The sequence below is a fragment of the Paraburkholderia sp. RL18-085-BIA-A genome (assembly GCF_046027075.1).
Lineage (GTDB): Bacteria > Pseudomonadota > Gammaproteobacteria > Burkholderiales > Burkholderiaceae > Paraburkholderia.
Genome location: NZ_JARESU010000194.1, coordinates 1 through 12,181, shown reverse-complemented (window position 1 = coordinate 12,181; position 12,181 = coordinate 1). Strand labels below are relative to the sequence as shown.

Sequence of the window (12,181 nt, the reverse complement as noted above, 5' to 3'; positions counted from 1 at the left end):
GCCATGGCCGTGCCCATGACCATGGCCATGACCACCACCATCGCCACCATCACCACCGCTACCACCGCTACCGCCGTCGCCTCCCGTCCCCGGCCCGCCATCGCCGGACCCACCGCCCTTCCCGCTTCCATTGCCCCCATCGCTACCCGTGCCCCCCGACCCAGGCCCACCCGAGCCGGAGTTGGTCACCCCGCCATTGCTCCCCGACCCCGCCGACGAGGTCCCAGTGCCATTGCCGCCTTGCGAACCCGCACTCGACGTCGCTCCCACACTTGCCGCGGCGAGTCCGCCGCGGCCATTCGCAAACAAACTATCGTTTTGCGTCTTGCAACCAGGCCCGCCGGCCGCCGTGCAGCCACCCGACGATGCCTGCGCAAGCACCAGCGTGGAACTCGCCGACGGCGCGGCGGACGGCGCCGGATTCGTTTGAGCGCCCGCCATCGCCGCATACAGACTCACCGCGACGGCCAATACCGCTTTGCGCGTCCCCAGCGTCCGCGCATCCCCGTTTTGCTTTTTCATTTCATTCTCCTAACTATTCATCTAGAGTGACCGGACCGGATAACGAGCGAATCTCTGTTCACCGTTAAAACGAAAACTCAAAGCCCAGTCGGCGCTGCCTCAGGCGATGCAAAAACGCCTCGCACATGGCTTCTCTCTCGCGGAAAATCCCGGTCCGATTTGGCGTGATCCGAGAGAAACAACTGGCTGCGCGCGAACCTCGTCGTTAGAACGGCACAGCAAGGCCTGATGGACGTTGAAGTTATGCGCAGCGCCATGCGATGACCGTGCGTTAGACCACGCAATGCGATATCGCGGATCATCCGCTCCCCGGACGCATCGCCGAATTGTCAAGAATCGCCATTTGACGAAGACATCAAACATGCGGAAATTTTTATATTTACTTACGCAGTCCGAACTATTATCTATTCGGATTTTCCGGCCACGTCATCGTATAAATCAAATGACCGGCAACACATCCGAACGCGGCTTTTTTCAAAAACTCAGGGTAATGACGTAGCCGGCCGCTCTTTTTAAGTGTTACTCCGCACACAAGCGCGCAACTGTCGAAGTCGAGTGAGCGCAATCAAACAGACAGTTTCCGAGGGACTCACTTTTCCACCGCACCCGGCATCGATTCGACGACACGCCAACCACTCGCCGCTCGACACCCACGAGAGCCTCACTTGAAGTCATCAACACTCCGACACGCCATCACCCAGGCGCAATTCCAAACTTTGTGCGTTGCCCCACACAGCAGGCAAAACGCGAATCAGGCGACAATAGAAACATCGCAACTTCATCGACAACAGGAACACAGATGCTTCTTTCCGAACAATGGGTGCTGGTGACGGGCGGCGCCCGCGGACTCGGCGCGGCGATCACGCGCGCATTGGTGCGCGAAGGCGCGAGCGTGGTTGTGAACTACAACAGGAGTGAATCCCTGGCGCTCGCGCTGAAAGAAGAACTCGGCGAGCGCGTACTACCGCTCCAGGCAGACGTCACCGACCGCGCCGCCGTCGCGCGTCTGTTCGCAGCAGCGCAGACGCAAACCGGCCAGCCCATCGCATCGGTCGTGAACAACGCGCTGGCCGACTTCCAGTTCGACGGCGACGCGCGGCCGCCGATCGACTCCATCGACTGGGCGCGTTTCCGGCAGCAACTCGACGGCTCGCTCAAGGGCGCACTCAATACGTTGCAAGCAGCCGCGCCGGGCATGCGCGCGCGAGGGTTCGGCCGCATCGTCAACGTGGGCACCAATCTGTTTCAGAACCCCGTGGTCCCCTATCACGACTACACGGCGGCCAAGGCGGCGCTGTTGTCACTGACGCGTACCGCCGCGCACGATCTCGGCCCCGACGGCATCACGGTCAACATGGTGTCGGGCGGTCTGCTGCGCACCACCGACGCAAGCGCGGCGACGCCGGATTTCGTGTTCGACCTGATCGCCAGTTCAACACCGATGCGCCGCGTCACGACGCCCGAGGAATTCGCCGACGCCGTGTTGTTCTTCCTGTCCCCCTGGGCGCGCGCGGTCACGGGCCAGAATCTGATCGTCGACGGCGGTCTCGTGAAGGGCTGAACACCCCGCGCATTGACCTGCACATTGCCCCGTGCATGGGCCCGCGCGTTGGGCGGCACCAACCTACGGGCCCGCGCAAAGTGTCGCCGCGCACCCATCAGCGCGGCGCAACCCAACACTTCGCCGCGCGAATTTTTCCCGAAGTGTTTCCACCATCCACGGCCCCGGCGCGTGTCATCGCAGCCGCGGCTGCCCGCTGACGCTTGTCGCGCCAGCGCTTGCGCGAACGCAGGGGCGAGCGCGGGTAAACCTTTGTTTGACTTGGCGGGGCAGCCCCGTTTACTGGACGCACACCAACCTCTCAATACGCTTTCAATTTGTTTTTCTTAGCCGAACAGTGTTCTGAGAACGCCCTCCACTCTCCGACGAGGTAAGCCATGGTCAATGTTTCCAGCAGCGCAATCGACGACTTGAAATCCACGATCCGGGGCCAGCTGCTGCAGTCCGGCGACGCGAGCTTCGAGCAGGCGCGCAGCATCTGGAACGCGATGATCGATCGGCATCCGGCGATGATCCTTCGTTGCGCGGGCGCCGCCGACGTGCGCCGCGGCGTCGCGTTCGCACGCGACAACGGACTGCCGCTGGCGATTCGCGGCGGCGGTCACAACATCGGCGGCAGCGCGCTGTGCGATGACGGTCTCGTGCTCGATCTATCGTCGATGAAATCCGTGCGTATCGACCCGGCGGCGCAGCGCGCATACGTCGAGCCAGGCGCGACGCTCCACGATTTCGATCACGAAGCGCAGGCGTTCGGCCTTGCTACGCCGCTCGGCATCAACTCGACCACGGGCGTCGCGGGCTTGACGCTCGGCGGCGGCTTCGGCTGGCTCAGCCGCAAGTACGGCATGACAGTCGACAATCTGCTGTCAGCGGACATCGTCACCGCCGACGGCGAGTTGCTGCACGTCAGCGCCGATTCCCACGAAGATCTGTTCTGGGCGATTCGCGGCGGCGGCGGCAATTTCGGCGTCGTCACGCTATTCGAGTTCCAGTTGCACCCGGTCGGTCCGCTCGTCTACGGCGGCCTCGTCGTCCTGCCGATCGAACAGGCGAAGGACGCGCTGATCAAATACCGCGCCGACGAACGCCCTGACGAACTCGCCGTCTGGGCGGTTGCGCGGCTCGCGCCGCCGCTGCCGTTCCTGCCGCCCGAAGTGCACGGCAAGGCGGTGCTCATCTTCGCGATGTGCTATTGCGGCCCGCTTGAAAAGGGGCCGTCCGTGGTGGAACCGGTGCGTGGCTATGGGACGGCGCTCGGCGAACATCTCGGCCCGATGCCTTACGTGGCGTGGCAACAGGCGTTTGATCCGCTGCTCACGCCAGGCGCGCGCAATTACTGGAAGTCGCACAATCTCGCCGGCATCGACGACGGCCTGATCGACGCGCTGCTCCAGGCGATCGGCAATCTGCCGTCGCCCCAATGCGAGATTTTCTTCGGGCAGATCGGCGCCCAAACGCAACGCGTGCCGGTCGCGGCCACCGCCTATTCGAGCCGCGACACGCAGTACGCGATGAACGTGCATGGGCGCTGGGACGATGCCGGCGACGACGAGCGCTGCGTCGCGTGGTCGCGCGCGTTCTTCGATGCGGCCGCGCCGTTCGCGCTCGGCAGTGTCTACGTGAACTTCATGACGCAGGAAGAAGGCGGCCGCGTCGCCGATGCATACGGGCCGAACTACGAACGGCTCGTCGCGGTAAAAAGCCGCTACGATCCGCACAATCTTTTTCGTTGCAACCAGAACATTCGTCCAGCGGCCTAGGTTGCGTCAGGTGTCTTAGGTCAGTTCAATGGGGAATCACACGGCGGTGCCGTGCGATTCCCCGCTAATATCGCGCAAAGCCCGCCGCCGCTGCGCAGGCGGCGGGCTCGGGCATGCTATCTGCTAGCTGGTAATCGCCATACGGGCCTGCCGACATCCCGGCATGACGGCCCGAATGTGAACGGGAGCGGATAGAAAGACTCGAACTCATGCACATTCCCGCCACCTCGATAGCTTAAAAGGAAAAACCATCATGCGCAGACGACAGTTCATCCTCACCGGCAGCGCCGCTTTGGCTACTGTAGGCCTCGGCCTCGCCGGTTGCACGACGACTTCGCCGTCTTCCAGCGCGTCGCCCGCGGCCAACGCCGGCAAGCGCGACACGATCAACGCAGGCGTCGACTCGACGCTTTCGCGCCTGTACGAAAACGTCAACGGCTCGCGCGAACTGGTCGCGAAGGCGCGCGGCGTCCTCGTGTTCCCGTCGGTGATCTCGGCGGGCTTCTGGATCGGCGCCCAGTACGGCGAAGGAGCGCTACGCGTGAACGGCCAGACCACCGGCTACTACAGTACCGTAGCCGGCTCGTTCGGTTTGCAGATCGGCGCGCAGTCCAAGGCCCTCGTGTTCCTGTTCATGACGCAGGAAGCACTGGACGAATTCCTCCACAGCCAGGGATGGGCGGCCGGCGCGGATGCCACCGTCGCCGTGCTGAAGGTCGGCGCGAACGGCGCGGTCGACACGTCCACCGCGACGAGCCCCGTTGAAGCATTCGTGCTGACGAACGGCGGCCTGATGGCTGGCGTGTCGCTCGAAGGGACCAAGGTTTCGCGTCTGATCATCTGAAAGTCATCTGAAGAACCCGCGCGTTCGCCGTCACGCCGCCGCCACCACGGCGGCGTGCGTGACGGCGAACCACGTGCGATTCTCCGGCCACCGTTTCAGCCCGGGCCGGTGCAAGCATCTCCGCGCAGGGCGACATCCGCCGCTTGCCCCACGCGCTCCCCACTTCCCATTTCGCCGAAGATGAACACCGCTAGTCCCACTCACGACCGGCTCGCCAGACTGGCCGGCATCAAAAGCAACGTGCTCGCAGGCCTGACCTCGTCGTTCGCATTGGTGCCCGAATGCATCGCCTTCGCACTGGTCGCCCACCTCAATCCGTTGATGGGTCTGTACGGCGCGTTCTTCATCTGCACCGTCACGGCCCTGTTCGGCGGACGCCCCGGCATGATTTCCGGAGCCGCCGGATCGATGGCGGTGGTCATCGTGGCGCTAGTCGTGCAGCACGGCGCGCAATATCTGCTCGCCACGGTGATCCTCAGCGGCATCCTGATGGTGCTGTTCGGGGCGTTGCGCCTGGGCAAGCTGATCCGCATGGTTCCGCATCCCGTGATGCTCGGCTTCGTCAACGGCCTCGCGATCGTCATCGCCACCGCGCAGCTCGCGCACTTCAGGCAGAGCACGCCGCAAGGAGAACAATGGCTGCACGGCGGCGCACTGACGTTGATGTGCGGCCTCGTCGCGCTGACCATGGCGATCGTCTACGCGCTGCCGCGGCTCACCCGCGCCGCGCCGCCCGCGCTGGTGGCGATCGTCGGCGTGGGCCTCTTCACGCAACTGCTGCGTCTGCCCACGCGCACGCTCGGCGACATGGCGCACATCGCGGGCGGCTTGCCCGCGCTGCAGCTGCCGGCCGTGCCGCTGACCCTCGACACGCTGCACGTGGTGTTGCCCTACGCGGTGCTGATGGCGGTCGTAGGGCTGCTCGAAACGCTGCTCACCTTCAATCTGACCGACGAGATCACGGAAACGCGCGGTCAGCCGAATCGCGAATGCCTCGCGCTGGGCGCGGCGAATATCGCCTCGGGACTGTTCGGCGGAATGGGCGGCTGCGGGATGATCGGCCAGACCATGATCAATCTGAATTCGGGCGGCCGGTCGCGGCTGTCAGGCATCGTCAGCGGCGTGATGATCCTGATGTACATCCTGTTCCTGTCGCCGCTGATCGAGCGGATTCCGCTCGCGGCGCTAGTCGGCGTGATGTTCGTGGTGGCGCAGCAGACCTTCGCATGGGGCTCGCTACGCGTGCTCGGCAAGGTGCCGCGCAACGACGCGCTGGTGATCGTCGCGGTCACCATCATCACCGTGTTCTCCGATCTGGCCATCGCCGTGATGTGCGGCATCGTGATCGCCGCGCTCAATTTCGCGTGGCAGCATGCGCGTGAAATTCACGCGCATGTCGAAGACCGCGCCGGCGACAAAACCTACGTGCCGCGCGGCACGCTCTTCTTCGCTTCCACTACCCGCTTTCACGAGCTGTTCGATCCGCTTGAAGATCCGCAGCGCGTCACGGTCGATTGCAGCCACCTGCTGCTCGCGGACCATTCGGCGCTGGCGGCGTTGCAGGGACTGGTCGAGCGCTATCGCAAAGCCGGCAAGCAACTGCGCATGAAGAATCTGTCGGAGCGCAATCAGCGCCTGCTCAGCCGCGCGGGAATCGGGTTGGCGTGATGGGCCGGCGACCATGCTCGCTATGGCGCGTGATGGACATCCTCGAGAGCTTCTTCGCCGTCGCGTGATCGGCTCGCGGTTCAGCGCTGCTCCGGCAACGTGAACACGGCAATCGCGGCGGAGAGCTGACCGGTCTGCGCCTTCAGCACGTCGGCCGAAGCACTGGCTTCTTCCACCAGCGCCGCGTTCTGCTGTGTCGTCTGATCCATGCTCGCCACCGCGATGTTGACCTGCTCGATGCCCGAGCTTTGCTCCACCGAAGCCGCGCTGATTTCGCCCATGATGTCGGTCACGCGGCGCACCGCCAGCACGACTTCCTGCATGGTTTCGCCGGCGCGGCCGACGTATTGCGAACCGTCCGCGATCTGTGCCGCCGACTCTTCGATCAGCGCCTTGATCTCCTTCGCGGCCGCCGCGCTGCGTTGCGCGAGCGTGCGCACTTCGCCCGCCACCACCGCGAAGCCACGTCCTTCCTCGCCGGCGCGCGCCGCCTCGACCGCCGCGTTCAACGCCAGGATGTTGGTCTGAAACGCAATCCCTTCGATCACGCCGATGATGTCGCCGATCCGATGCGAGGATTGCGAGATGCCACGCATCGTCTCGACCACCTGACCGACCACTTCGCCGCCGTCTCCGATGCGTTGTGCGCCAGCTGGCTGGCCTGCTTCGCGTTGTCGGCGTTCTGCTTCACGGTCGCGGTGATCTGCTCCATGCTCGACGCCGTTTCGCCGAGCGCGCTCGCCTGCTGTTCGGTGCGACGCGACAGGTCCGCGTTGCCGGCGGCGATCTCGTTGGACACCGTCGCGATCAGCGTCGCGCCGCCGCGAATCTGCGTGATCGCTTGCGCGAGGCGATGCTGCATGCGCTGCATCGCGGCGAGCAGACTGGTTTGGTCGCCCGCTTTCGTTGCGACGACCACGTCGAGCTCGCCGTCGGCGATGCGCGACGCGATCTGCGCCGCGTAGGCCGGCTCGCCGCCGAGTTGGCGCAGGATGCTGCGCAATATCACGCCGATCACGAGTGACACCAGCAAGCTCAGAATCAGCGACGCGCCCGCGTACTGCGCGAGCGCGGTGTAAAACGCGCTGTCGATGTCGTCGATGTAGACGCCGGTGACGATGGTCCAGTCCCACGGCTTGTAGAGCCGCATATAGTTGATCTTCGGCGCGAGCTCGCTGGAGCCCGGCTTCGGGAATTGCAGATGCACGAACGCTTCGCCGTCGCGCTGGGTTTGCTCCGAACCTTCCTTGAACACATGACGGCCGTCCGGATCGGTGACGCCCGTCATGTCCTTGCCGACGAGGTCGGAGCGCGTGCCGTGCATCAGCACGCGGGCGTGGCTGTCCTCCAGCACGAGGTAGCCGCCGGCGCCGTCGTAGCGCATCGCGCGCAGGTCGTCCATCGCCGCGCGTTGCGCGTCGGCGAGCGGCATCGTGCCGGCCGCGGCGAGCGCGTTATAACGATCCAGCACGCTATACGCGACGCTGATCACGCTCTTCAGTTCCGCTTGCCGGTCGGCGATCATCGTGTCGCGTGTTTTGAAGGCGCCCCATAGGCCGATCGCCAGAATGCCCATGCACATCACAGCCAGTGCGAGCCAAAGCCGCACTTTCAGGCGAAACCGTTCCATCTCCGTATCCCTGTACTTATCGTCGGCACGCCGCTCGAACGCACGCCGCGACGGTTATCTCGATCTGCGGATTAACGGCGGAACGGGGGAAAACTTCAGGTTTGTTCGTCGATGCCTGGGCGCGACGGCCTGCGGCGATGGTATGACCATCCCCTTTGCGTGCGCGGCGGCGCCCCGGATCAGTCCGGCTATTGGCGCGGAAAACGCGCCGGGCATGCGCCGCGCGCTACTCCGGCGGCAGCGTCAGCGATGCGATTTCGCAGCGCGGCCATTGCCGCAGCACGTCGGGCGCGAGCAGCAGCTTGGCCGCGCGCACGCCCGCGCCCATCACGATCTGCGCACGCTCCAGCACCGCGGCGTCGACGAGGACGCGCCAGTCGGCCGGCAAACCGAACGCGGTGATGCCGCCGAACTCCATGCCGCTGTGCTCCACCGCCTGTTCCCGCCTGGCAAAGGAGAGCCGCTGCGCGCCCAGCGCGGCCTTCACCGCGCCGTTGACGTCGAGCCGCCGCGAGCCCAGCGAGACCAGCGCCGCGTAATGCTCGGCGCCCTCCTTCTTATAGCGGACCACGATGGTGTTCGCGCAATCTTCCAGACCGAAGCCATAGCGCGCGCTGAATGCGGCGGTGTCCGACGCGTCGTCGGTGACGGCAAAAACCGTCACGCCCTGAGCCGGCAACTGCTCGACGACATGTGCAGGCAAGTGCGCGCCCAATTGTTCCGCCGCAATGACGTCCAGCTGCTGTATGAGTTCGTGCGAGTGCATAGTGAGCAAGGTGTGTGAGGATCCCTCGGCATTCTAACGGCACACTTCGCGGACGGTGGCTGTGGTGCGTGGCGGTGGCCACGCGGCATCGGCCAGATCCGGCGGGCGCTTGCCGTGGCATTCGTTTGCCTGGCTGATTCGCGTGGCTGGCCTACGCAGTTAGCTTACGCGGTGAGCTTGTATAGTCACAGGCACAAGGTTTGCGAAAGGCTTGATGCGAACTCTGCGTCGGGGCCACCTCAACGGCTCGTATAGGGCGTATCCCACGCCAGCACTCCATTGAGAAACACGACCATGGACATCGACAGCCTTTCCGCGGATAACCTCCAGCATGCGGCCCGCAAGCAGGCCAACTGGGCGATCGGCGCGTTCAAGCAGTTCGCCGACGACCGCTGCGCCGCCATGGCCGCCAGCATCGCCTTCTATGCGGCGTTCTCGCTCGCGCCGACCCTGGTCATGGTGATCGCGGTGGCCGGCTGGTTCTTCGGCGCCGCCGCCGCGCGCGGCGAGTTGTACCACCACATCAACGGACTGCTCGGCGACCAGGCCGCGGCGGGCGTGCAGACCATCGTCGAGAACGCGCACCACAATGGCAGCGCCGGCGGCATCGCGGCGATCATTTCGTTCTCGGCGCTGGCAATCGGCGCGTCGGCCACGTTCTCGTCGCTCAATACCGCGCTCAATCAGGTGTGGCCTTACACCGGGCCGCGCACCTCGAGCGTGATCGCGCTGGTGCGGGTGCGCCTGATCTCGTTCGGACTCGTGCTGGGCGTCGCCTTTCTGCTGATCGTCTCGCTGGTGCTCGATACGGTCATCACCTTTGTCGGCAACTGGCTGTGGGGCGACTCGCCCTACGTGGTGATCGGCAATCTGCTGCAACTCGGGGTCGGTCTGCTGGTGCTGGCGTTCGCCTTTGCCGGCCTGCTCAAGTTCCTGCCGGACGCCACGGTGCGCTGGCGCGATGCGCTGGTTGGCGGGATCGTCGCGGCGTTGCTGTTTTCGGCGGGCAAGAAACTGTTCGCTCTATATCTGGCGCACGCGGGCATGGCGACTTCGTTCGGCGCGGCGGGCTCGCTCGCGGTGCTGCTGATGTGGCTGTACTTCTCGGCCGCCGTGCTGCTGCTCGGCGCGGAATTTTCGGCGGCTCGCGGACGTCTGCACGATCCGCGCGGCGGCTGGGGCATGCAGGACGGCTGCCCGCCGGGCAGCCGCGCGAAGCTTGCGTCGGTGCTGGCGGCGTCGACGGTCCCGGGGTATGCGCAACCGCGTGCCGCCGATCACGCTGCGGACACGCCCGTGACCAGTGCGCCTTCCGCCTCGACGCGCGCGACGGGGACATTCCGGGCGCAAGCGCGGAACCAGGCTTCCGCACGCTCGACCGCCTTCAGGGTTGCGCGTGGCGTCGTGGAAGCCGAAGCGCAGGCTACTCGCCTCGCAGCGCTCGCGCTGGTCGAAACACGCCGCCAGGCCGCGGCCGCCGACCGCTATGTCAGGCGGAACCCGTGGACCTCGGTGATGCTTGCCGCAGTGGCGGGCCTAGCCGCTGCCACGGCGGCGCGCCGCAATAGCGACGATCGCGCCGAGGCCGAGGACCGCACCGGTGAGCGCTAGCGACCGCTAACCGCCGCCGCGAACTGGGGCAACCGAAGCCTGGACCCTGCCGGCAGATGGTTACACCCATCCACCTACCTGGTTGCGCCTACTACACTGGTCACAACGTATCGCTTCTGTCTAGCCGGTTACCAGGAGACCGTCATTGCCGCGTTTCATCGATTCTCTGCGGAATGGTCCAGATTATTAGACCACTTTATTACACTTTTCTTTCAAATAAGGACCAAAACTGTCATCAACCCGCCTGCCACTGACAACAAAACAACAATAATGCTTAGTTCACGAATAACTATTGCGCAAACAGAAATAATCCATAACCCGCTTTAAATACAAGGCTTTGCGGGGTTTGTCAGTTTTTGGCGACACTCTTTTTTTTCCTGTTCTTACCGGGAGACGAACGGAGCTATTCTCCTTTCCGCAACAACGACTAATCATCTGCGTGGAGAAATGGATGAAACGAATCGCACTGTCTACCCTCTCGCTGGCGCTTCTGGGCGCCACCGGCGTGGCACATGCTCAAAGCAGCGTCACCCTGTATGGCCTGATCGATGAATCGGTCCAATACGTGAACAATGCCACGCCTGTTGGCGGGCACGTCGTTCAACTTTTCAGCGGCAACCTGCAAGGCAGCCGCTTCGGCCTGAAGGGCTCGGAAGATCTGGGCGGCGGTCTGAAGGCCATTTTCCAATTGGAAAACGGGTTTAACGTGAACAACGGCAAGATGGGCAGCTATAACGGCACCAGCCTGCTGTTCGGTCGCCAGGCCTACGTTGGCTTGTCTCACGATTCCTACGGCACGTTCACTGCTGGTCGTCAGTATGACCCGCTCGTCGACATGGTTCAGCCGCTGACCGGCGACAACTTCTTCGGTAGCACGTTCGCAACGCCGGGCGACGTGGACAACAACGACAACAGTTCGCGCACGAACAACGCTCTCAAGTACGTTTCGCCGGTGTTCGGCGGCTTCCAGGTCGAGGGCTTGTACGCACTGGGCGGTGTCGCAGGTCAAACGGGTTCGGGCCAAACGTGGGGTGCTGCGGGAACGTATGCAACGGGTCCGTTCAGCGTCGCTGCTGGCTATGTCTCGATGAGCAACAACCACACGACGGCCCCCATCCGCACGGGATGGAGCAGCACGTCGGATGGCATGTTTGACTCCTCCTTCCCCACCTCAGCAGGCATCAACGCCGCCTACGCTACTGCGTCGAGAATCGGCATCGCTTCGGTGTCTGTTCAGTATGTTACCGGCCCGTTTACGGGTAACCTGAGCTACAGCAACGCGCAGTACTACCATGACGGAAGTTCGACCTTCGGTCAGACCCAGAAGTACGAAGTAGGCCGCGCCTATTTGGGCTATCAGGTCACGCCGGCAGCGCTGGTGGGTATTGGCTACGCCTACACGAAGGGGCATGGCGACTCATCCGCGTCGTATAACCAGGTGTCGCTGGGCGGTGACTACTCGCTCTCGAAGCGCACCGACTTGTACCTCGTTGGCGCATATCAGCACGCAAGCGGCGAACAGCGTGTACCGGGAGTGAACGGTGGCCTCGAGTCGGCCACGGCTTCGATCGGTTCGTATGGCAACCAGGCGAGCACCAGCAACCAGGTCATGGTCAGCCTCGGTATCCGTCACAAGTTCTGATCGGGACTTGCTACGTAGCTGAAAGCGTCATAGTAAAAAGCCAGCCAGAGGCGATGCCGATGGCTGGTTTTTTTTCGCATCGAGGTTCTGTCGCGTGGCGGGTGTGGCCGGCGGCTGCGGCAAAAGAAAAGGGGGGGGGCGGCGACCGAAGCCGGGTATGGGGGGGGGGGCCGGAAG

The 12,181-nt window shown here is 64.1% G+C and carries 7 protein-coding genes and 2 pseudogenes; 6 read left to right on the top strand and 3 right to left on the bottom strand.

Annotated elements, in window-relative coordinates:
* A pseudogene (locus P0D89_RS47490) lies at positions 1-522 on the bottom strand (hypothetical protein); the annotation flags it as partial.
* Positions 523-1,321: 799 nt separating this feature from the next.
* Here P0D89_RS47490 and P0D89_RS47485 point away from each other — a divergent pair.
* The 4 genes from P0D89_RS47485 (at position 1,322) to P0D89_RS47470 (ending at position 6,355) form a co-directional block, all read left to right on the top strand.
* A complete protein-coding gene (locus tag P0D89_RS47485) occupies positions 1,322-2,083 on the top strand; it encodes a 3-oxoacyl-ACP reductase (RefSeq protein ID WP_408366627.1) in 762 nt (253 codons plus the stop codon).
* A 377-nt stretch (positions 2,084-2,460) separates the two neighbouring features.
* Positions 2,461-3,843 carry an FAD-binding oxidoreductase gene (locus P0D89_RS47480; RefSeq protein WP_408366625.1) on the top strand — a complete coding sequence of 461 codons (1,383 nt, stop codon included), beginning with the start codon at positions 2,461-2,463 and terminating at the stop codon, positions 3,841-3,843.
* A gap of 253 nt (positions 3,844-4,096) precedes the next feature.
* Positions 4,097-4,687 (top strand): BPSL1445 family SYLF domain-containing lipoprotein, encoded by a 591-nt coding sequence (locus tag P0D89_RS47475; RefSeq protein WP_408366623.1) that lies wholly within the window; start codon positions 4,097-4,099, stop codon positions 4,685-4,687.
* Between the two features lie 180 nt (positions 4,688-4,867).
* Entirely contained in the window at positions 4,868-6,355 is a 1,488-nt protein-coding gene (locus tag P0D89_RS47470; RefSeq protein WP_408366621.1) for a SulP family inorganic anion transporter, read from the top strand.
* Between the two features lie 80 nt (positions 6,356-6,435).
* On the opposite strand, the pseudogene P0D89_RS47465 reads toward P0D89_RS47470, so the two are convergent.
* Positions 6,436-7,985: pseudogene (locus P0D89_RS47465) on the bottom strand (methyl-accepting chemotaxis protein).
* A gap of 226 nt (positions 7,986-8,211) precedes the next feature.
* On the bottom strand, positions 8,212-8,751 hold the full coding sequence (locus tag P0D89_RS47460) for a YbaK/EbsC family protein (protein ID WP_408366629.1): 540 nt from the start codon (positions 8,749-8,751) through the stop codon (positions 8,212-8,214).
* A 294-nt stretch (positions 8,752-9,045) separates the two neighbouring features.
* Here P0D89_RS47460 and P0D89_RS47455 point away from each other — a divergent pair, with 294 nt between their 5' ends.
* Together P0D89_RS47455 and P0D89_RS47450 are read left to right on the top strand one after the other, a co-directional pair.
* Entirely contained in the window at positions 9,046-10,362 is a 1,317-nt protein-coding gene (locus P0D89_RS47455; RefSeq protein ID WP_408366619.1) for a YhjD/YihY/BrkB family envelope integrity protein, read from the top strand.
* Between the two features lie 451 nt (positions 10,363-10,813).
* Positions 10,814-12,004 (top strand): porin, encoded by a 1,191-nt coding sequence (locus P0D89_RS47450; RefSeq protein WP_408366617.1) that lies wholly within the window; start codon positions 10,814-10,816, stop codon positions 12,002-12,004.
* Positions 12,005-12,181: the final 177 nt, after the last annotated feature.